The 21,705-nt window shown below is 68.6% G+C and carries 18 protein-coding genes; 11 read left to right on the top strand and 7 right to left on the bottom strand.

The window, feature by feature from the left end; genetic code table 11:
- The first annotated feature begins 50 nt into the window (after positions 1-50).
- Positions 51-491 (top strand): DUF2871 domain-containing protein, encoded by a 441-nt coding sequence (locus Q0653_RS08995; RefSeq protein WP_298743783.1) that lies wholly within the window; start codon positions 51-53, stop codon positions 489-491.
- A gap of 115 nt (positions 492-606) precedes the next feature.
- Here the strand turns inward: Q0653_RS08995 and Q0653_RS08990 are convergent, their stop codons facing one another.
- Together Q0653_RS08990 and Q0653_RS08985 are read right to left on the bottom strand one after the other, a co-directional pair.
- Positions 607-744: a hypothetical protein gene (locus tag Q0653_RS08990; RefSeq protein WP_298944319.1), complete on the bottom strand. Its 138-nt coding sequence runs from the start codon at positions 742-744 to the stop codon at positions 607-609.
- A gap of 105 nt (positions 745-849) precedes the next feature.
- A complete protein-coding gene (locus tag Q0653_RS08985) occupies positions 850-2,610 on the bottom strand; it encodes a proline--tRNA ligase (RefSeq protein ID WP_298944318.1) in 1,761 nt (586 codons plus the stop codon).
- Between the two features lie 61 nt (positions 2,611-2,671).
- On the opposite strand from Q0653_RS08985, the gene Q0653_RS08980 reads away from it, so the two are divergent.
- From Q0653_RS08980 to Q0653_RS08970, 3 genes are all read left to right on the top strand, one after another.
- Positions 2,672-4,108, top strand: a complete 1,437-nt coding sequence (locus Q0653_RS08980) for an RNB domain-containing ribonuclease (RefSeq protein ID WP_298944317.1) — start codon at positions 2,672-2,674, stop codon at positions 4,106-4,108.
- A 184-nt stretch (positions 4,109-4,292) separates the two neighbouring features.
- Positions 4,293-4,976, top strand: coding sequence for a GntR family transcriptional regulator (locus Q0653_RS08975; protein WP_298944316.1), 684 nt, complete (start codon positions 4,293-4,295; stop codon positions 4,974-4,976).
- The gene (locus Q0653_RS08970; RefSeq protein WP_298944315.1) at positions 4,973-5,992 is read left to right on the top strand and encodes a 1-aminocyclopropane-1-carboxylate deaminase; all 1,020 of its coding nucleotides are present in this window, start codon (positions 4,973-4,975) and stop codon (positions 5,990-5,992) included. The genes Q0653_RS08975 and Q0653_RS08970 overlap by 4 nt, the downstream gene beginning before the upstream one ends.
- A 2-nt stretch (positions 5,993-5,994) precedes the next feature.
- Here the strand turns inward: Q0653_RS08970 and ispG are convergent, their stop codons facing one another.
- Positions 5,995-7,146, bottom strand: a complete 1,152-nt coding sequence (gene ispG / locus Q0653_RS08965; RefSeq protein WP_298743560.1) for a flavodoxin-dependent (E)-4-hydroxy-3-methylbut-2-enyl-diphosphate synthase — start codon at positions 7,144-7,146, stop codon at positions 5,995-5,997.
- 238 nt (positions 7,147-7,384) lie between these two features.
- On the opposite strand from ispG, the gene Q0653_RS08960 reads away from it, so the two are divergent.
- Entirely contained in the window at positions 7,385-9,268 is a 1,884-nt protein-coding gene (locus tag Q0653_RS08960) for a chorismate-binding protein (RefSeq protein WP_298743558.1), read from the top strand.
- A 9-nt stretch (positions 9,269-9,277) separates the two neighbouring features.
- Here the strand turns inward: Q0653_RS08960 and Q0653_RS08955 are convergent, their stop codons facing one another.
- On the bottom strand, positions 9,278-10,582 hold the full coding sequence (locus Q0653_RS08955; RefSeq protein ID WP_298944314.1) for a site-2 protease family protein: 1,305 nt from the start codon (positions 10,580-10,582) through the stop codon (positions 9,278-9,280).
- A gap of 75 nt (positions 10,583-10,657) precedes the next feature.
- Here Q0653_RS08955 and Q0653_RS08950 point away from each other — a divergent pair, with 75 nt between their 5' ends.
- From Q0653_RS08950 to pflA, 4 genes are all read left to right on the top strand, one after another.
- The gene (locus Q0653_RS08950; RefSeq protein ID WP_298944313.1) at positions 10,658-11,965 is read left to right on the top strand and encodes a DUF1775 domain-containing protein; all 1,308 of its coding nucleotides are present in this window, start codon (positions 10,658-10,660) and stop codon (positions 11,963-11,965) included.
- Positions 11,966-12,028: 63 nt separating this feature from the next.
- On the top strand, positions 12,029-13,672 hold the full coding sequence (locus Q0653_RS08945; protein WP_298944312.1) for a UDP-N-acetylmuramoyl-L-alanyl-D-glutamate--2,6-diaminopimelate ligase: 1,644 nt from the start codon (positions 12,029-12,031) through the stop codon (positions 13,670-13,672).
- 169 nt (positions 13,673-13,841) lie between these two features.
- Entirely contained in the window at positions 13,842-16,103 is a 2,262-nt protein-coding gene (gene pflB / locus Q0653_RS08940; protein WP_298944311.1) for a formate C-acetyltransferase, read from the top strand.
- 30 nt (positions 16,104-16,133) lie between these two features.
- On the top strand, positions 16,134-17,066 hold the full coding sequence (gene pflA / locus Q0653_RS08935) for a pyruvate formate-lyase-activating protein (protein ID WP_298944310.1): 933 nt from the start codon (positions 16,134-16,136) through the stop codon (positions 17,064-17,066).
- Positions 17,067-17,169: 103 nt separating this feature from the next.
- Here pflA and dxr read toward each other — a convergent pair whose 3' ends face one another.
- Positions 17,170-18,252 (bottom strand): 1-deoxy-D-xylulose-5-phosphate reductoisomerase, encoded by a 1,083-nt coding sequence (gene dxr, locus Q0653_RS08930; protein WP_298944309.1) that lies wholly within the window; start codon positions 18,250-18,252, stop codon positions 17,170-17,172.
- A 23-nt stretch (positions 18,253-18,275) separates the two neighbouring features.
- Positions 18,276-19,283, bottom strand: coding sequence for an FKBP-type peptidyl-prolyl cis-trans isomerase (locus Q0653_RS08925; protein WP_298944308.1), 1,008 nt, complete (start codon positions 19,281-19,283; stop codon positions 18,276-18,278).
- An 80-nt stretch (positions 19,284-19,363) separates the two neighbouring features.
- Here Q0653_RS08925 and Q0653_RS08920 point away from each other — a divergent pair, with 80 nt between their 5' ends.
- Positions 19,364-20,143, top strand: coding sequence for a lysophospholipid acyltransferase family protein (locus Q0653_RS08920; RefSeq protein ID WP_298944306.1), 780 nt, complete (start codon positions 19,364-19,366; stop codon positions 20,141-20,143).
- Here the strand turns inward: Q0653_RS08920 and Q0653_RS08915 are convergent.
- The gene (locus tag Q0653_RS08915; protein ID WP_298743536.1) at positions 20,112-20,600 is read right to left on the bottom strand and encodes an OsmC family protein; all 489 of its coding nucleotides are present in this window, start codon (positions 20,598-20,600) and stop codon (positions 20,112-20,114) included. The two genes, Q0653_RS08920 and Q0653_RS08915, sit on opposite strands and share 32 nt — an antisense overlap.
- Before the next feature lie 69 nt (positions 20,601-20,669).
- Here Q0653_RS08915 and Q0653_RS08910 point away from each other — a divergent pair, with 69 nt between their 5' ends.
- Positions 20,670-21,668 (top strand): asparaginase, encoded by a 999-nt coding sequence (locus Q0653_RS08910; protein ID WP_298944303.1) that lies wholly within the window; start codon positions 20,670-20,672, stop codon positions 21,666-21,668.
- Positions 21,669-21,705: the final 37 nt, after the last annotated feature.

Below are 21,705 nucleotides of genomic sequence, written 5' to 3'. Positions count from 1 at the left end.
CCCCGTCGTCAGAAGCGACGAACGCGGAAGATGACTTCGAAAGGAAACTCATGCGTCGCCTCTTCTACTCCTCATTCGCCTACATGGTCATCGGTGTGCTGTCCGGCTTGTTCTACCGGGAATTCACCAAGCTCAACGATTTCCCTGAGGGACAGTTCACGCAACTCGGCCTCGCGCACACCCACCTGCTCACGCTCGGTTTCCTCGTGCTGCTCATCGTGCTCGCACTCGAGAAACTGTTCACGCTCTCCAGCAGCAAGCTGTTCGGGTGGTTCTTCTGGCTCTACAACGCCGGCGTCATCCTCACCTCAGCGATGCTGATCTGGCACGGCATCCTCACCGTGCTCGGCGAAGAGTCCACCAAGATGATCGCCGGGATCGCCGGAACCGGCCACATCCTGCTCACCACTGCGATGGTGCTTCTGTTCCTCGCTCTCGGCCGCGCTATCACGCGGGACCGCGCCCGTGGTGGCATCGCTGTCGAGTCGTGACACCCGGCATGCCACTATCGCACTGCACACTCCCCGAGAGTGGCTCGCGCTGACTGTCCTCTCCGCCGGTCTCGATCGGTCGGCCACGGGTGTGATGACTCAGGACATCGGTGGGCTACGGGTTCGTCCGCGCGACGATGTACTCGATACTGTCCCGTTGGGAAAACTGAGCCCATCGACTCGTGGTCTGGGCGGTGAGGCCCAGCTGGGTGGCCACGACGGCTGCGGGCAGGTCTGTGGCAAGGGCGAGCATGGCATAGTTGCGGGCGACTCGGGGGCGGACCCCGGCCCGGGCGAGCTTGCGTCCGAGCGTAGTGGGGTGGACCGGCTACGGGCTCGATGTCCATGACGAGCCGATCTAGCGGGACGTGGTGAGTCGGGCGACAGCCTCGGCGACGGCAATGACCTCACGCTCGCCCGTGCGGCGGTCCCAGAGCTCGACTTCGCCGTCGGCAGCCCCGCGGCCGACGATCACGATCAGCGGCACGCCGACCAACTCGGCATCACCGAACTTGACCCCGGGAGAGACCTTCGGCCGGTCGTCGTAGAGCACGTCGAGGCCCGCCTCGTCGAGCTGCGCCGACACCTGCTCGGCCAACGCGAACGCCGCCTGGTCGCGGCCCGTAGCCACCACGTGCACGTCGAAGGGGGCGATCGACGCCGGCCAGACGAGACCCTTGGCGTCGTTGTTGAGCTCGGCGAGGATCGCGAGGATGCGCGTCACGCCGATCCCGTACGACCCCATCGTCACCGTGACGAGCTTGCCGTTCTCATCGAGGACTTTGAGCCCCAGCGTCTCGGCGAAGAAGCGACCGAGCGCGAAGACGTGACCGATCTCCATGCCGCGCGCGATCTCCACGGGACCCGAGCCATCCGGCGCCGGGTCGCCGGCGCGGACGTTCGCCACCTCGGCGAATCCGTCGCCGACGAAATCGCGGCCGGCGACGAGTGAGTGCACGTGCTTCTGGTCGACGTTGGCACCGGTGATCCACGCGGTTCCTTCCACGACCCGCGGATCCAAGAGGTAGCGGATGCCGGTGGCCGACTCCTCGCCGAGGATCGCACCCTCCGGCGACCAGGGACCGATGTATCCCTTGACGAGCAGCGGGTGCTTTTCGAAGTCCTCGGGCGTCGCGGCTTCGACCGCCGCGGGAGCGAACGCGACCTCGGCGCGCTTGTCATCGACGTCGCGGTCGCCGGGAAGACCGACGACGACGAGCTCGCGCGATCCGTCCAGGTGCGTGAGGGCCAGCACGACGTTCTTCAGCGTGTCGGCGGCGGTGTACTCCCCCTCCAGCACGGCGTTCGAGTGGGCGACGAGCGTATCGATCGTGGGCGTGTTCGGCGAGTCGAAGATCACCGGCGCAGGCAGTCCCTCCACCGGAGTCGGTTCCGGGGCGACCGTCGTGAACGCCTCGACGTTGGCCGCGTAGCCGCCCGCCGAGCGGACGAAGGAGTCTTCGCCCACCGCGATCGGGTGCAGGAACTCTTCGCTGCGCGCCCCACCCATCAGGCCGTTGTCGGCAGCGACGATGACGTACTCGAGCCCGAGCCGCTGGAAGATGCGCTCGTAGGCGTCCCGTTGCGACTGGTAGGAGGCATCCTGACCGTCATCGGTGTAGTCGAAGGAGTACGCGTCCTTCATCGTGAACTCACGACCACGCAGAAGGCCCGCGCGGGGACGCGCTTCGTCGCGATACTTGTCCTGGATCTGGTAGATCGTCAGGGGCAGGTCCTTGTAGGACGAGTAGAGATCCTTCACGAGCAGCGTGAACATCTCCTCGTGCGTGGGCGCGAGCAGATAGTCAGCGCCGCGACGGTCCTGCAGTCGGAAGATCCCGTCGCCGTAGGAGGTCCATCGTCCAGACTGCTCGTACGGGTCACGCGGCAGCAGAGCGGGAAAGTGCACTTCGAAGGCACCCGCCGCGGCCATCTCGTCGCGGATGATGCCCTCGATCTTCGCCTTGACCTTCAACCCCAGCGGCAACCAGGTGAAAATGCCGGGGGCGGCGCGACGGATGTATCCGGCGCGCACGAGGAGCCGATGGCTGGTGACTTCGGCATCGGCCGGGTCTTCACGGAGCGTGCGGAGGAAGAAGGTGCTGAGACGGGTGACCACGAGGACCAAGCTTAGCCAGCCGTTCCCTCTCCGTCGGCGGGGCTCCGCCTACACTGGCCCCGTGCTTCCTCGCCGCTCGCGCCTCGTCCCTCCGATCGCCCGCGGCGAGCTCACTGCCGCCCTGCAGGCACTGCGCGCAGAACTCGACCTGCCCGCAGCCTTCCCTCTCGAGGTGGAGGCTGCGGCCACACACGCCGCGGAGACGGTTTCCGCCGACACGGTCACCTCCGGCCTCGCCGACCTCCGCGGCATCGAGTTCCTCACGATCGACCCTGAGGGCTCCACCGACCTCGATCAGGCGCTGCACCTGGAACGGACGGCATCCGGCGCGGTGCTCCACTACGCGATCGCCGATGTGCCCGCGTACGTCACGCCGGATGGCCCGGTGGACGCCGAGGCCCGCCGACGCGGCCAGACGTTGTACGCGCCGGACGGGCGGATTCCGCTGCATCCGCCCGTCGTCAGCGAGGACGCCGCGTCGCTGCTCCCGGACCGCGACCGTCGCGCGTACGTCTGGCGGTTCGACCTCGACGAGGGGGCACGCCCACGGGAGACGACGCTGGTGCGCGCGATCGTGCGCTCGCGTGCGCAGTGGAACTATCACGACGCCCAGCGGGCGATCGATGCCGGTGATGCGCCTGCATCGATCGCGGCCCTGGAATGGTTCGGACACCAACGGGCCGAGCGGGAGCGTGATCGCGGGGGCGCGAGCCTGAATCTCCCCGAGACGCGGGTGGTCGCCGAGGGCGACGGGTATCGGATCGAGCAATCGGAGGGCGTGCCACTCGAGGACTGGAACGCTCATGTGTCGCTACTGACGGGAATGGCCGCCGCCGAGATCATGGTGCGTGGCAGAGTCGGCATCCTGCGGACGATGCCGCCGGCCGATCCCGCGGCCGTCGCGGCTTTCCGCGCGCAGACCGTCGCGCTCGGGGTGCCCTGGCGGGAGGGCGTGCCCTACGGCGATTACCTGCGCGACCTCGGACGTGGCCCCCTCGAGCGCGCCGTACGAGAGTACGCGGCCGGCCTCTTCCGCGGCGCGGGGTACGTCGCCTTCGACGGCGCCGTGCCCGAAGAGATCACCCAGGCCGCGATCGGCGCGGCCTACGCCCACACCACGGCGCCGCTGCGCCGGCTCGTCGACCGGTGGTCCCTGGTCGTTTGCGAGGCGCTGGCGAACGGACGGGAGGTCCCCGCGTGGGCTCGCGACAGCCTCGAAGCCCTTCCGGACCTGATGGCGCGGAGCTCGCAGAAAGCCAGTCAGCTCGCCGCGGGCGCCCTCGACCGCGTCGAAGCAGCCCTGTTGCAGGGGCGCGAGGGCCAGGTCTTCGAAGGGATCGTCCTGCGCCAGAGCGGCGACGGCACCCGCGTGCAACTGACCGATCCGCCGGTGGTCGCGAAGGTGAAGGACCTCGATGCCGAGCCGGGCAGCGACGTGCGCCTCCGGCTCGCGTCCGTGTCGATCCCGGATGGAACGGTCACGCTCGTCCCCGCGTGAGCCGCTGGTCGGACCTGGTCGGAGAACGGCACACTCGCCGTTCGGCTGACAGGAGATTTCGGACCGCACCCCCTCGACCTGGCCGGTTTGGGGGCATCGGGCCAGAACTTCCTGTCGTCCGAACACACGCTCGGTGCACCTGCGGGCGAAAGAACGGCGACGATCGTGCGATATATTGCATATCGTGCCCATCCCGTCTGAGACCCTGCCGCCGCGCGGACTTCTCCGCGACGATGTCTTCACGCGTCTCCGCGATGCGATCGTCGACGGCACTCTGGCCCCCGACGAGCAGCTCCGCGACGGCGAGCTCGCTACCTGGCTCGGCGTCAGCCGCACCCCTGTCCGTGAAGCGTTGCTCGAACTCGGCCGAGCCGGACTCGTCCGAGCGATCCCCGGGCGTTCGACGGTCGTCACCCCGATCGACCAACGTAGTGTCCGCGATGCTCGGGCGGTCGTGGCGGCGATGCACGCACTCGCGGTGCGTCAGGCCGTGCCGCTCCTCGGCGACCGCGACCTGGATCGCATGCGGCGCGCGAACGTCACCTTCGCCGCCGCGCGGTCGGCCGGCGACATCGACGCCGCGCTCCGCGCCGACGCCGACTTCCACGCTGTGGCGCTCGAGGTCTCGGACAACGGTGCCGTCCGCTCGGTCATCGCACAGTACGAGCCGGTGCTCCACCGCGCCGAGCGGTTGCGGTTCGCCTCCCACGAGGGCGCCGAATCGGTCGAACGCCACGAGCGACTGATCGCCCTGTGCGCCGCGGGCGACGCCGACGGCGCCGCCCGGCTCGCCCAGCAGACCTGGCAGACGCTCGGCCCTCTCACCGATCCCCCCGCCGACCCCGACCCCGAAGGACCGCGCGCATGAAGTTGCACGAATTCCCCCGCTACCCGCTCACGTTCGGGCCGAGCCCGGTGCACCACCTGAAACGCCTGACGCAGCACCTCGGCGGCGCACAGGTGTGGGCCAAGCGCGAAGACGTCAACAGCGGCTTGGCCTTCGGCGGCAACAAGGTGCGCAAGCTCGAATACATCGTTCCCGACGCGCTCGCCTCCGGCGCCGACACGCTCGTGTCGATCGGTGGCTACCAGTCCAACCACACGCGTGCCGTCGCCGCCGTCGCCGCTCACCTCGGCCTGAAGGCCCGACTTGTGCAGGAGAAATGGGTGCCGTGGGACGACGACACCAACGACAAGGTCGGCAACATCCTGCTCTCGCGCATGATGGGAGCCGACTCGCGCCTGGATGACGCCGGGTTCGACATCGGCATCCGGGATTCGTGGAAGCAGGCGCTCGAAGAGGTCGAGAGCGCCGGCGGCACGCCCTATCCGATCCCGGCGGGCGCGTCCGAGCACCCGCTCGGCGGCCTCGGCTTCGCGAACTGGGCGTTCGAAGTTGCCGAGCAAGAGAAGCAGACAGGGGTGTTCTTCGACACCATCGTCGTCTGCACCGTGACCGGCTCGACGCACGCGGGGATGATCGCCGGCTTCGCCGCGCTGGAGGACCTCACGGGGGTGAAGCGTCGGATTCTCGGCATCGACGCCTCCGCCACGCTCGAGAAGACCCGCGATCAGGTCGGGCGCATCGCCCGCGACACAGCCGCGCTCATCGAGCTCGGCCGGGATCTCCGCGATGACGAGATCCAGGTACTCGAGGGGTGGGCGGGGGATCTCTACGGCATCCCGGTCGATTCCACGATGGAGGCGATCGCTCTCGGCGCTCAGCTCGAGGCCATGATCACCGATCCCGTCTACGAGGGAAAGTCCCTCGCCGGCCTCATCGATCTCGTCGGCGCACGCGACATCCCGAAGGATTCCACGGTGCTCTACGCGCACCTGGGTGGGCAACCCGCGATCAACGCGTACCACTCACTCTGGAGCTGACGTCAGGCGGTGATGACCTGCGCGGTGCCGATCTGAGCGTCGGGGCCCATCTCGTCGGCGATGCGCCGCGCTTCCTCGATGAGGGTCGCGACGATGTCGGCCTCGGGCACGGTCTTGATGACCTCGCCCTTGACGAAGATCTGCCCCTTGCCGTTGCCCGACGCGACTCCGAGGTCGGCCTCGCGCGCTTCACCCGGACCGTTGACGACGCATCCCATGACCGCGACGCGGAGCGGAACGGTGACATCCTTCAGACCCTCGGTGACGTTGTCCGCAAGCGAGTAGACGTCGACCTGCGCGCGGCCGCAGGAGGGGCAGGAGACGATCTCGAGCTTGCGCTCGCGGAGATTGAGCGACTGCAAGATCTGGTGGCCGACCTTGACTTCTTCGGCCGGGGGCGCGGAGAGAGAGACGCGGATCGTGTCGCCGATGCCCTCCGAGAGGAGGATGCCGAACGCCGTCGCGCTCTTGATCGTGCCTTGGAAGGCGGGACCGGCCTCGGTCACACCCAGGTGCAGTGGCCAGTCCCCCATCTCGGCGAGCAGGCGGTAGGCCTTCACCATGACGATCGGGTCGTTGTGCTTGACCGAGATCTTGAAGTCGTGGAAGTCGTGCTCTTCGAAGAGGGATGCTTCCCATCTCGCGCTCTCGGCGAGCGCCTCGGGCGTCGCCTTGCCGTACTTCTGCAACAGACGCGGGTCGAGCGATCCCGCGTTCACGCCGATCCGCAGCGACACGCCCGCGGCCTTCGCGGCGGCGGCGATCGACCCGACCTGATCGTCGAACTTCCGGATGTTCCCGGGGTTGACCCGCACGGCGGCGCACCCGGCGTCGATCGCCTGGAAGACATACTTCGGCTGGAAGTGGATGTCGGCGATCACCGGGATCTGACTCTTCTTCGCGATGATGTGCAGCACATCCGCGTCGTCCTGACTGGGAACCGCGACGCGCACGATCTCGCAGCCGGATGCCGTCAGCTCAGCGATCTGCTGCAGCGTGGCGTTGATGTTGGTCGTCGGCGTGGTGCACATCGACTGGACGCTGATGGGAGCGTCACCGCCGACGAGGACTTTTCCGACCTTGATCTGACGGCTCTTGCGGCGGGGGGACAAAACCTCCGGCACGCGCGGCATCCCGAGATTGACTGCTGGCACGCCCCCAGCCTACGACCCCGAGAAGCTTGTCGGCCGGTGTTCACCTGAGCGGATGCCGCGAACCTCCGGTGCCGGATCGACGCCCCCGCTGCGTGCTAGGGTGACCGCATGTTCGCATGCGCCTCGTGGTGGCCCACCCGCTGAAGCGGTGTGTGCGTTCGAACCAGCAGACCGCCCGCCGAGGCGGTCTTTTCGTTTCCGCGACGATGGCCCGCCCGATGACACGAAAGGCCCGGCGATGATCCCGAGCCCCCCTCACCTGGACGCGCTCCGACGCTCCGGTCGCCCGTTCGCCCTGATCGCACGCGACGGCGCGACAGTCGAGGTCCTCACCGGCGATGTCGTCGACGTCGCCCTTCTCGCCGACATTCCGTTGACGGATGCCGCCGGCACCCCGCGCGAAGTGCTCGCCCTCGTGCCGTTCCGCCAGGTCGTCGAGCGCGGGTTCGAGTGCCACGACGACCACGCACCGCTGCGGTGCCTCGTCGTCGACGGCCACACCCACCTTCCGCTGGGTGACGCGCTCGCCGCGCTCCCCTCCGCCCCTGTCCCGCTCCACGACGCGGGCTTCGACATCACCGATGAGGAATACGCCGACATCGTGCGGCGGGTGATCGCCGACGAGATCGGTCGTGGGGAGGGCGCGAACTTCGTCATCCGGCGCGATTTCACGGCATCCATCGACGAAGACCCGGTCACCGCCGGACTCACCTGGTTCCGTGCGCTCCTCGAGCATGAGCGTGGCGCGTATTGGACCTTCCTCGTCGTCACCGACGGGCATGTCGCCGTCGGCGCGAGCCCGGAAGCCCATGTGAGCGCGCAGGCCGGCGTCGTCACGATGAACCCGATCTCGGGAACGTTCCGCCACCCGGCCGGAGGGGCGACGGCCGCGACGCTCACCGAATTCCTCTCGTCGACGAAAGAGACCGAAGAGCTCTTCATGGTCGTCGACGAAGAGTTGAAGATGATGTCGGCGGTCTGCAGCGACGGCGGCCGGATCACCGGCCCGCACCTGAAAGAGATGTCCCGCCTCACGCACACGGAGTACATGCTCCGCGGCCAGAGCACGATGGATCCCCGCGACATCCTCCGGGAGACCATGTTCGCGCCGACCGTGACCGGCTCCCCCATGCAGAACGCGTGCACCGTCATTCGGCGGCACGAGCGGGCGCCGCGCGGGTACTACTCCGGTGTCGCGGCACTCTTCACGCCGCGCGCCGACGGCACGCACGATCTGGATGCCCCGATCCTCATCCGCACGGCCTATCTCCAGGACGGCACACTGCGGGTGCCGGTCGGCGCAACGCTCGTGCGTCATTCCGATCCGGACGGCGAGGTCGGCGAGACGCACGGGAAGGCTGCCGGCGTGCTGGGCGCGATCGGAGCGGTCCCCCGCGACACGGTCGCGGTGACCGCCATGGACCTCGACGCACCCACGGCTCCCGCGCGAGCCCTCGCGGATGACCCCGCGATCGCCGACCTGCTCGCGTCGCGCAATGCCCGCCTGGCGGCGTTCTGGCTCAACCCACAGGGCGGAGAAGTCCCCGCGACGGGGCGCACCGCGGTCGTCGTCGACGCCGAAGACCGATTCACCACGATGCTCGCCCACCAATTGCGTCACCTGGGCTTCACCGTCACGATCACGCCCTGGACCGAGGCGGATCCGGGGGCGCTCGACGCGGTCGATCTGGTCGTGGCCGGCCCCGGGCCCGGCGATCCACGGGACGACGACAGCGCGCGCATCGCAGCGATGCGCGCCGTCGTCCACGCCCGGCTCGCTGCCGAGCGACCGCTGCTGGCGGTGTGCCTCAGCCACCAAATCCTCGCCGATCGCCTCGGAATCTCGCTCGCACCGCTCGATGCCCCGCATCAGGGCCTGCAGAAGACCGTCGACATCTTCGGGACTCCGGCATCCATCGGTTTCTACAACACGTTCACGGCGCGGGTCCCGGCGGGCACGGAAGTGATCGGCGAGACGACGGTCTCAGCCGATCCGTCATCCGGCGATGTGTATGCGCTCCGCGGCCCGGGCTACGCCTCGGTGCAGGGCCACCTCGAGTCGATCCTGTCGCGCGACGGGCTCACCACACTCGATCGCCTGGTCACCCACGCGCTCGGCTGAGCGGGCCGCTCAGCCGAGGAGCGAGATCGGGTTGACGACGTCCGCCAGGATCAGGATGCCGCCCATCACGATCAGGCCGACCACCACGACGAAAGTCACCGGGACGAGTTTGGTCGCGTCGACCGGTTTCGGCGCCGGTCGGCCGAAGATCTTCGCCCATGCGCGCTTGACGCCGTCCCAGAGCGCCACCACCACATGGCCGCCGTCGAGCGGCAGCAGGGGAATCAGGTTGAAGACGAACAGCGCGATGTTGAGTGACGCGAGGAGTCCGAGCAGACCCGAGACGCGGTTCAGGATGGGCGCATCGACCGACGCGACTTCACCCGCGAGCCGCCCGGCACCGACGACGGACAGCGGTCCGTTCGGGTCGCGCTCCTGCCCGGTGACCATGTCGGCGGCCGTCTGGTAGATCTTGGCGGGCAGCTGCCAGATGATCCCGGCCACCTGCTGCGTCTGCTCGAGCGCTGCGTCGGGGCCCGACCAGATCGGCTGACGGACGTACTCGACGGTCGCCGTCATCCCGACGAATCCGACCTCGGCGGTCGTGACCTGCCCGTCGGCGCCCTGCACCTGGCGCTCGGCGAGCATGGGGGTGGCCTGCAGGCTCCGCTCGGTGCCGTCTCGGACGACGACGACCTCGAGAGCGGTGCCGGGCGAGGCCTGGATGATCGCGGACGCCTCGGCGAACGTGTCGACCGGGGTCCCGTCGACCGACACGAGAACGTCCCCGGGCAGGATGCCGGCCGCAGCCGCCGGTGACGCGGGATCCGCGTCCGTGCACGCGCGATCGGGGTCATCGTCAGCGGTCAGCACGCACTGGTTCACCGACGCGATCGTCGTCGTCGCGGTCTGCACGCCGATGCCACTGAAGACGATCGCGAACAGCACGAACGCGAGGAGGAGATTCATCACGGGCCCGCCGAGCATGATGACGACACGTTTCCAGACCGACAACTCGTAGAAGTTCCGGTGGGTGTCGGCGGCCGCGAGCGTGTCGTCATTGGCAGACCGCGCGTCCTGGACCATGGTCGCGAAGAAGCCGCCGCCGGCCTTGCTGTCACCGGTCGCCGTCGGCGAGGGCGGATACATGCCAGCCATCGAGATGTACCCGCCGAGCGGGATCGCCTTGATGCCGTACTCGGTTTCGCCGAACCGCCGCGACCACAGGGTCGGGCCGAAGCCGATCATGTACTGCCCCACGCGGAGGCCGAACTTCTTCGCCGGCAGGAGGTGTCCCATCTCGTGGAGCGCGATCGAGACGGCGAGCCCCACGACGAGAAGGACGACCCCGATGATGAAGGCAATGACGGTCACGAGCGATCACGCTACCTTCCGACGCTTGGAATTGGCCCAGCCGGGGCTGCCCTGCTCGGCGGGTAGGCTTCAGGCGTGCAGAAAGAGCGGATGCGGGCACGCCGACTGCGGGTGCTCCGCGGGTCGGCCGCGGCGTTCGTGGCGACGATCGTCGCCGGGGCGGCACACACGCTCTCCGGTGGCGGGGCACCGCCCTTCTGGCTCCTGCTCGCGGTCGCCGTGCTCGCCACACCGATCGCGGTCGCCCTCATCGGCCGTCGTCCTTCTCTTCCCCGACTGGCCGGCACCGTCGCCATTGCGCAACTGATGCTGCACACCGCCTTCGCGGCCGTCGGCACAGACGCTCCGGCGACCCTGCACGGCCACGTCCACGGCCTCCTCTCCCTCACGGCCGGGTTCTCCTCGGCGGACGCGGGAATGACTGCCGGCCACGCCGTGGCCGCGGTCGTCACCACGATTCTTCTCGCGAGCGGCGAACGGATGCTGGCAGCCCTCGGGCGCGGCATCCGACGCCTGCTGCTCCTCCCCGAGTCCCCACTCCTGCCGGCCGCCGCCCCGCGCCGCCCGGTCTCGTGGCAGCCGCGCCCGCACGCGGCCACGATCCTCACGTGTGTCACGACGGGGGCCGCCGGCGTTCGCTCACTGAGCAACGCCGCTCCGGCGGCATCCCCTTTTTCACAGACACAGAGAGATCTCATGAACACCACGACCCCTGCGCGCCGTCGCGCGCGCCTTTTCGCCGGCATCCTTGCCGGGACCGCCCTTGCCGTCGCCGCCCCGTTGGCCGCCTCGGCACATGTCCACGTGACGCCGGAAGACTCGAGCGCCGGCGCGTCGACGCGCCTGGCCTTCAGCTTCAGCCACGGATGCGAGGATTCCCCGACCACGGCGCTCGTGTTCGATCTGCCCGAGGGCATCGACGGGGCAACCCCGGTGCTGGACGGCGCGTGGACCATCAGCCGCGTCACCGGCGACGACGGCATCCCGACGCAACTGACCTACACGGCCGTCACTCCGGTCGAGAACGGGATCGCGGCGAGCGTCGAGATGGACGTCATTTTCGCGTCGTCCGTCGCCGATTCCGACGTCGCGTTCCCGGTCCTGCAGGAGTGCGTCACCGGCGAAACCGAGTGGGCGGAGGTCGCAGCGGACGGTCAGACCGCGGATGACCTCGAGGCGCCGGCTCCCATCGTCGCCGTCGGCGCGGTCGCGGCCACAGACGGTCATGGCCACGCCGAGGCGGATGCGGATGAGCACGCCGAGGCGACCGACCACGCCGAGGCTGCCCCCGCCACCGACCCGACGGCCCTGTGGCTGTCCGGCGGCGCGCTGGTCGTCGCGCTCGCCGCCCTCGGCGTCGCGCTCTTCCGCCGCCGCGCGTGAGCACAGCGAGGCGGGGATTCGCGTCCCCGCCTCGCCGCCCCCGGATGAGAGGATGGACGAGATATGCCCAGTGATTCGACTCCCGCCCAGTTGCCTCCCGTCCTCCGGCCCTCCCGCCCACCGGAGCGCCGCCTCGTGGAGCTCGCCGAGCGGTTCGGCGGCCTGATCGAGGGCGATGCCACGGACGTGATCCTCAGCGGCCTCACCCTCGCGACGGCTGACCTTCGCGCCGGCGAGGCGTTCGTGGCGATCCAAGGCGTCAACCGCCACGGCGCCGACTTCGCCGCCACGGCAGCGGAACAGGGCGCCGTCGCGATCGTGACGGATGCCGCCGGCGCCGCCATCGCCGCCCCGGCCGGGCTGCCGATGGTCGTCGTGGCGAACCCGCGCGCGATCCTCGGTGACCTCTCGGCCTGGGTCTACGGAACGTCCGAGAACCTCCCGGTGTTGCTCGCGACGACCGGGACCAACGGCAAGACAAGCGTCTCCCATCTGCTGGAAGGCATCCTCGGTCAGCTGAACGTCGTGACGGGATTGTCCTCCACCGCCGAACGTCACATCGCCGGCGACGTCATCGTCTCACGCTTGACAACCCCCGAAGCGAGCGAATTCCACGCACTTCTCGCGCTCATGCGCGAGCGGGGCGTCGAGGCGGTCGCCGTCGAGGTGAGCGCCCAGGCCCTCAGCCGTCACCGTGTCGACGGCATCGTGTTCGACGTCGCCGGATTCACCAATCTCACCCACGATCACCTCGACGACTACGCCGACATGCGGGAGTATTTCGAGGCGAAGCTTCCGCTGTTCCGTCCCGACCGCGCCCGTCGCGGCGTCGTGTGCCTCGATTCGACCTACGGTGTCGAAGTCGCCACGCGCAGCGAGGTGCCCGTCGTGACCATCATCACTCCGGACATCGCCGCCGACCCGGACGGTCCCGCCGACTGGACCGTGGACATCGTTGCGGAGCGTCAGGATGGGACCGAGTTCACCCTCACGGGCCCGGCCGGGACGCTCACGACAACGGTCCCCGTGATCGGCCGGCACATGGCCGCAAACGCCGGGCTCGCGATCGTCATGCTGCTCGAAGCCGGCTACGACTGGACGCGTCTGGTCGACGCACTCGATGGGGGCCGAATCGACGCGCATCTTCCGGGACGCACCCAGCGGGTCTCGGGCGATACCGGCCCCGCCGTGTACGTCGATTTCGGACACTCACCGGACGCCTTCGAGAAGACGCTCGCCGCGGTGCGCCGGGTGACACCGGGACGTGTCGTCATGCTGTTCGGCGCCGACGGCGACCGTGACAAGACCAAGCGGCACGATATGGGGCGCACGGGTGTGCTCGGCAGCGACGTCCTCATCGTCACCGACCATCACCCTCGCCATGAGGATCCGGATGAGATCCGGCGCGCCCTCATCGAAGGCGCTCGGCGCGCGCAGCCGGATGCCGAGATCCACGAGTATTCACCCCCGGAGCGCGCGATCCTCGAAGCGGTGAAGCTCGTCGGTGACGGTGATGCCGTCCTATGGGCCGGTCCCGGCCATCAGGACTACCGCGACATCCGCGGCGTCCGCACGCCCTACTCGGCGCGAGAGCTTGCGCGGCGCGCGCTGCGCGATGCGGGCTGGGCCGTCCCGGAGCCCTCGTGGCATGTTCCGTACCCGGATGAGTCGACCCCGCTTTCGGACCCCACGCGCCCGCTGTCCTGACACCATTCCGAGAGCGGGATGCTTGTGGACTGACTACGAGAATCTTGCCGTCATCGACGTTTTCATTGTCGATTCCGTGCACCTTCCGGTGTGGTCGGACCACAAGGTTTAACCTGAGAGCACGACTCCCTTGAAGAGCCGATCCCACGAGGATAAGGAAGCGATCCCGATGACTACTCTCACCCCCGCCGCACAAGATGTGCAGCCCGCCGCCTGGACCGGATTCACCACCGGACCGTGGCAGGACGACATCGACGTCCGCGACTTCATCCAGCGCAACTACACGCCCTACACCGGTGACAGCGCCTTCCTCGCCGGTCCCACCGATCGCACCACACGCGTCTGGGCGACCCTCAGCGACATGTTCCCCGCCGAGCGCGAAAAGGGAATCTACGACGTCGACACGCATACTCCCGCCAGCATCGTCGCTCACGCGCCGGGGTACATCAGCGACGATGACACCGTGATCGTGGGCCTGCAGACCGACGCACCGCTCAAGCGGGCGATCATGCCCAACGGCGGCTGGCGGATGGTCGAAGGCGCCCTGAACACCTACGGATACGAGGTGGACCAGAGCCTCAAAGAGGTCTTCACGACCTACCGCAAGACCCACAACGAAGGCGTGTTCGACGCCTACTCCCCGAATGTGCGCGCCGCACGCAGCTCACACATCATCACCGGCCTTCCCGACGCTTACGGCCGTGGCCGCATCATCGGCGACTACCGCCGCGTCGCGCTCTACGGCGTCGACGCGCTGATCGCCGCCAAGAAGGTCGACAAGCTCGGCCTCGACACGACGCCGTTCACGGAAGAAGTCGTGCGGATGCGCGAAGAGCACGCAGAGCAGATCCGCGCGCTCGGCGAGCTCAAGCAGATGGCTGCCTCCTACGGCGTCGACATCTCCGGCCCCGCCAAGACGGCCCGTGAAGCCGTCCAGTGGCTGTACTTCGCGTATCTCGGTGCCGTCAAGGAGCAGAACGGCGCGGCGATGTCGCTCGGCCGCACCTCGACCTTCCTCGACATCTTCATCGAGCGCGATCTCGCCGCCGGCCTCATCACCGAGTCTGAGGCCCAGGAGATCATCGACGACTTCGTCATCAAGCTCCGCATCGTCCGGTTCCTGCGTACTCCCGAGTACGACGCCCTCTTCTCCGGCGACCCGACGTGGGTCACCGAGACGATCGGCGGTATGGGCGAAGACGGTCGTCCCCTCGTCACAAAGAACTCGTTCCGCTACCTGCAGACGCTCTACAACCTCGGCCCGGCCCCCGAGCCCAACATGACGGTGTTCTGGAGCCCCAACCTTCCGCAGGGCTTCAAGGACTTCTGCGCTCAGGTCTCGATCGACACGTCCGCCGTCCAGTACGAGTCGGATGAGATCATCCGGCCGGCGTGGGGCGATGACGCGGCGATCGCGTGCTGCGTGAGCCCGATGCGCGTCGGCAAGCAGATGCAGTTCTTCGGCGCTCGCGTCAACCTCGCCAAGACCCTCCTCTACGCCATCAACGGCGGCCGCGACGAGGTCTCGGGCAAGCAGATCTCCCCCGTTGCGGCGCCCGTCGCCGAGGGACGACTCGACTTCGATGACGTCATGGCCCGGTTCAACCTCACGATGGACTGGCTCGCGGAGACCTACGTCGAGGCGCTCAACTGCATCCACTGGTCGCACGACAAGTACGCCTACGAACGCCTCGAGATGGCGCTCCACGACAAGGACGTGCTGCGTACGATGGCCTGCGGCATCGCCGGCCTCTCGGTCGCGACCGACTCGCTGTCGGCGATCAAGTACGCCTCGGTCACCCCGGTGTTCGACGATCGCGGTGTCGTGGTCGACTACATCACCGAGGGCGAGTACCCGACGTACGGCAACGACGATGACCGCGCCGACGACATCGCCGTTGACCTGGTCGAGCGTTTCATGGCGAAGATCCGTCGTCACCCGATGTATCGCAACGCCATGCCGACCCAGTCGGTGCTGACGATCACGTCGAACGTCGTCTACGGCAAGGCCACCGGCAACACGCCCGACGGCCGCCGCGCCGGAGAGCCCTTCGCTCCGGGTGCCAACCCGATGAACGGCCGCGACACCCACGGGATGCTGGCATCCGCTCTCTCAGTCGCGAAACTCCCCTACGACCAGTCTCAGGACGGCATCTCGCTGACCAACACGGTGGTCCCCTCTGGTCTCGGCCGGACGAAGGACGAGCAGATCGCCAACCTGGCGGGTCTTCTCGACGCCTACGTCGGTTCTCAGGGCTACCACATGAACGTCAACGTCCTCAACCGGGACACTCTCGAAGACGCCATGGAGCACCCCGAGAACTACCCGCAGCTGACGATCCGTGTGTCCGGCTACGCCGTGAACTTCGTGCGACTGACGCGCGAGCAGCAGCTCGATGTCCTGTCGCGCACATTCCACGGCGCGATCTGACGCGCGGGATCAACAGAGAGAGTCGATGACATGGCTGCGACGATCCTGCGTCGCCCCGAGTGTGACGTCGCGGTGAAGAGCGACGTCCCCGCCGACGCGGTGCGCCTGGAGGTCCCCCTCCAGGCGCCCGCGCTGCGGCGCGCGGGCGCCGGTCTCGATGGGCTCACCACCTCGGACGCTTCACACCACGACCGCCTCACGGCGATGCGCGAAGGACGCCTCGGATCGGTCCATTCGTGGGAGCTGGTGACCGCGGTCGATGGTCCCGGGACCCGCCTGACGACGTTCCTCAGCGGTTGCCCGCTTCAGTGCCTGTACTGCCACAACCCCGACACGATGGCCATGAAGAACGGGCGGAGCGTCACCAGCGACGAGCTGCTGACCCGCATCCGCCGCTATCTCGCGGTCTTCCGCGCGACCGGCGGCGGCATCACGCTCTCCGGCGGCGAGGTGCTCATGCAGCCCGCGTTCGCCGCGCGCATCCTTCGCGGAGCGAAAGACCTCGGCGTGCACACGGCGTTGGACACGTCGGGCTATCTCGGCGCTGCGGCGACGGATGCGATGCTCGACGACGTCGATCTCGTGCTCCTCGATGTCAAGAGCGGCAACCCCGACACGTATCGGAAAGTCACCGGGCGTGAACTCGAACCCACGCTGGAGTTCGGACGCCGACTCGCCAAGCGCGCGGACGGACCCGAGGTCTGGATCCGTTTCGTGCTGGTGCCGGGCCTCACCGACGACGTCGACAACGTGGAGAAGGTCGCGGAGTACGCAGCCTCGCTCGCCCTCATCCGGCCCGGCATGGTGACACGGGTCGAGGTCCTGCCGTTCCACCAGATGGGTCGTGACAAGTGGGATGCGTTGGGCCGTCGCTATGAGCTCGACGGAACGCCGGCGCCCGCACCCGAGCTGACCGAGCGCGTGCGGGCACAATTCCGCGCGCACGGCCTGCCGACGTACTGATCGCGGTTCCCCCGACACCGATCAGTCGCACGACGACGTGCAGCGATCGGCCTGCCGCCCCCCGGCGGGCCGATCCGCGTCGTCGACACTCGGGTCCGCGGCCTCAGGCGCGCGCGATGCGCGCGTCGGCCGCGCGGCGCGCCCAGCTCTCCGCATCGACGAGCGCCTCTCGAGACAGCACCGCGGGCGCGTCGTGGGCGTCCACGGTCGCGGAGACCGTGTCGACGATGCCGGTGAAGCTCAATCGTCCCTCGTGGAAGGCATCGACCGCTTGCTCGTTCGCGGCGTTGAAGACGGCAGGGTAGGTACTGCCGGCGCGGCCGACCTGCTTGGCCAAGGCGACCGCCGGGAAGGCCGTCTCATCGAGCGGCTCGAAGGCCCACGCCTGTGCGCGCGTCCAATCGAGCGGCACGCCGACGCCGGAGACCCGGTGCGGCCAGTCCAGACCGAGCGAGATCGGCAACCGCATGTCGGGGGGCGACGCCTGGGCGATCGTGGAACCATCGACGAACTCGACCATCGAGTGGACGATCGACTGCGGGTGCACGACAACGTCGATGGCGTCGTAGTCGACACCGAAGAGCAGGTGGGCCTCGATCACTTCGAGGCCCTTGTTGACGAGCGTCGCAGAGTTCGTCGTGACCATTCGCCCCATGTCCCACGTCGGGTGCGCGAGCGCTTCCGCGGGCGTCACGGACGACAGCTCGTCTCGCGTGCGCCCTCGGAACGGACCGCCGGATGCCGTCAGGACGAGCCGGCGCACTTCCCCGGTGTCGCCGGCGCGCAGCGCCTGCGCGATCGCCGAGTGCTCGGAGTCGACGGGCACGATCTGTCCCGGTGCGGCGAGCCGGGTGACCAGATCGCCTCCGACGATGAGGGACTCCTTGTTCGCCAGGGCGAGCGTGCGTCCCGTCTCGAGCGCCGCCAGCGTCGGCCCGAGGCCGACGGAGCCGGTGATGCCGTTGAGGACGACGTCGGCATCCACATCACGCACAAGCTGCTCGGCTTCGTCGGCGCCGACCGCCGTGTGCGCGACGCCGAACTCGACGGCCTGCGCCGCCATGGTGTCGGTATCACGACCGACTGCGAGACCGACGACCTCGAATCGCGCGCGCCGCGAGCGGATGACGTCGAGGGCCTGCGTGCCGATCGAGCCGGTGGAACCGAGGATCAGGATGCGGCGCATGCCGTCAGCCTACCCAGCGGCTCTTACGGAGCGGTGGCAGCAGCGGGTGTCGCCGTACCCAGGATGTCGATCACGAAAACGAGGGTGTCGCCCTTCAGATCCGTGGTGTTGATCTCGCCGTCTCCGTAGCCGTCGGCCGGTGTCATGCTGACGAGCACTTGCGACCCCACGGTCTGGCCCTCCAGCGCCTGGCGGAAGCCGGAGACGACACCGGTCGTCGCGAGCGGGATCGGCACGCCGCCCTTGGACCACGTCGAGTCGAATTCTTCGCCGTTGGACCACCGCACACCGCGGTACTGCAGCAAGACCTGGTCACCCGGTTCGACGGTGGCCCCGTCACCCGTCTTCAGCGCCACCACGGTCGTCTCGGCGAGTGGATCAGCGTCGGGGATGGTGATCGTCGGCGCGCCCGACTCGTCGAGAGTGACGGTCGGCAAGCCCGCAACAGGCTCCTGCTCGGTGCCCCAGGCAGTCGTGGGTGTGACGCCGAGGATGTCGATGATGTAGACGAGCGACGGGTTCGCCTCGTCCGAGGTGGCGGCGGCGAGCGCCAAGCGAGAGCCCACCGTCGCGCATCCGAAGATCTGCCCGCCGCTTTCCGGCGAGATCTGCTCCGGAAGCACTTCGCCCGCCGTGTAGCCACTTTCCGACAGCACCTCGCCGGTCGCCCCATCCACGATCGTCGCGGCGTAGTCCACGAAGTTCCCCGCCGCGAGCGGCTCGCCGTCACCTTCGACCATGACCGTGCGCTGAATCGTCAGACCGTCGATGTCGATCGGCTTCGCGAACTCCAGCGTCGGGACCGACCCGACCTCACCGGAGGCAGAGATCGCATCGGAGATGTCGCCGCTCGGTGCCGCTGCAGCACACAGATCACCGGTGACGCCTCCGGAGGCACTCGGCGAGGCCGAGTCTCCCCCGTCTCCGGCGCAACCGGCGAGCAGGACGACCGCGACAGCGGCGACGGACAGGGCGGCGAACGGGCGCAGACGCACGAGAAACCTCTCGGGTGGAGTAACGGGGGTGCTCACTCATCCTCTCTCAGTTTCTTCTGTCCGGGCTGTGAGGCCGTCATGCCGGCGGCGGCATGAATCGGGAGTAGCCTCTTGTGGTGACCGAAGCGCAGGAGACTCCGCCCGACGAGGCCGCGCCCGCTCCCGAGCGCGTGTCCGGTGTCGGAGCGACCTACTACGTCATCCGTTGGCTCCTCGCCCCGCTGGCCCGTCTCATCTACCGCCCCCACATCGAGGGTCGGCGCAACGTCCCTCGTACGGGACCGGTGATCCTCGCGAGCAATCATCTGTCGTTCATCGATTCCTTCCTCATCCCCGCGTTCGCGCCCCGTCCGGTGTACTTCTTGGCGAAGTCGTCGTACTTCGAAGGATCCGGCCTGTCCGGATGGTTCAGCCGCAATTTCTTCACCGCGATCGGGGCGACGCCCGTCGAGCGCGGTGCAGGTCAGGCAGCGCTCGAAGCCCTCGACCAGCAGCGCCGCATCCTCTCGTCGGGACGTGCGATCGCCCTGTACCCCGAAGGCACGCGGTCGCTCGACGGGCGCCTCTACAAGGGACGCACCGGGGTCGCCTTCCTCGCCCTGGAAACGGGCGCGCAGGTCGTGCCGGTGGGCCTCGTCGGGACGAACGAGGCGATGCCCGTCGGGGCGAAGTGGCCCCGGATGTCCCCCCGCGTCACGGTGCGCTACGGCGAGCCCATCGATCTCTCCGGACACGGGCCGGCGACGTCCGGGCGCGCGCGGCGGATGGCCACCGACGAGATCATGTCGGCGATCCACGCCCTCTCGGGGCAAGAGCTCGCGGGCGCGTACAACGAGGCCCCCGCAGCCACTCCGGTCGAGCGACTCAAGCAGGTGCTTCCGCACGAGCGGCGGTGATGGTCGCCTCGTGCCGCACGGGGAAGTTCACACTGTTGGCGATGAAGCACTGCGCGTGCGCCTGTGCGTGCGCCGCGTGCGCCGCGTCGATCATGGATACCTCGGCCACCACGACCGTGGGCTGCAACAGCACATCGGTGAACGCGCCCCCACCTCGCCCGTCTTCGACCATGGTTCCGGTCGCGGCATCCTCGTAGGACACGACGACGACGCCGGCCTGCACACAGGCATAGAGATAAGACAGCAGATGGCACTCGCTGAGGGCCGCCAGGAGTAGGTCCTCGGGATTCCACTTGGCGGCATCGCCCCGAAACGGCCGATCGGCCGACGCGGCGAGGGGGGTCTTTCCTTCGATCTCGACAGTCACCGAGCGATCGTAGTCCCGATATCCGCTCGTCCCTGTGCCGCGGTTGCCGTCCCAGCGGCTGCGGAGGCGATAGCTGTGCTGCCCGATCATGCGGCCAGTCTGCCACGCCGCGCACCGTCTCTCTTCGGCCGGGCCGAAGCCGGGCGGTAGGCTGGCGCGGTGGCAGTCGTAAGCGGAACCGTGAGTGTGGCGTCGTCGGTGGAGCTTGCCGTGGTCGAACGCAACGGCTTCGTCGAATCGCGCCACGCGGGCGCCGCAATCGTCTTCGGCCCGGACGGTGTGCCCGTCCTTACACTCGGCGACGTCGAGACTCCGGTGTTGCCCCGCTCGAGCCTCAAGCCGCTGCAGGCGCTGGCGTGCGCCTCCGCGGGAGCGGGCCTCGACGACGAACGCCTCGCCCTGTCGACCGCAAGCCACTCGGGAACCGACCGGCACGTGGACGTCGTCCGCAGCATCCTTGCGACCGGAGGCCTCGGCGAGGATGATCTCCAGTGCCCTCCGGCGTGGCCCACCCACCGCGCGACGCGCGACGAACTCGTGCGCGAGCTCGGCCAGCCCTCCCGCATCCGCATGAACTGCTCGGGAAAGCATGCCGCGATGCTCTTGACGTGTGTCGTCAACGGGTGGGACACCGCGACGTACCTCGATCCCGCGCATCCGCTGCAGCTCCACATCCGCGACGTGATCGAGCGCCTCACCGGTTCGCGGATCACCACCACGGCGATCGACGGGTGCGGCGCTCCGGTGCACGCGATGAGCCTGTCGGCACTCGGACGCGCGATCCATCGCATCGGCACGTCATCGGAGCGTTCGCCGTTCGCTCTCCACCGCACGGCCGGCACCCTCGTGCGCGCCGTCCGCGACAGCCCCTGGGCGATCGACGGGCCCGGTGGGCAGGACACCGTCATGATCGAGCGGCTCGGCGTATTCGCCAAGGGGGGCGCCGAAGGCGTGCAGGTCGTGGTCGCACCGAACGGCACGACCGTGGCCCTCAAGGTCCTCGACGGCGGTGACCGGGCGAAGGCGGCGATCGCCCTCGCGCTCCTCGCACGGGTCGGCGCCGTGCCGGCCGCCGAGGTCGCCACCACCATGGCAGAGCTTCCGCTGACCGTCTTGGGCGGCGGGCAGGTCGTCGGGTCCATCCGGCCGACGGTGTAGCCGCCTCGCCCTCACAGAAGGAGGCAGGGGCGCAGAA

Source organism: uncultured Microbacterium sp., assembly GCF_947488465.1.
Taxonomy (GTDB): Bacteria; Actinomycetota; Actinomycetes; order Actinomycetales; family Microbacteriaceae; genus Microbacterium.
The sequence above is the reverse complement of the archived record's forward strand: the minus strand, read 5'-3'. Positions and strand labels throughout refer to the sequence as shown.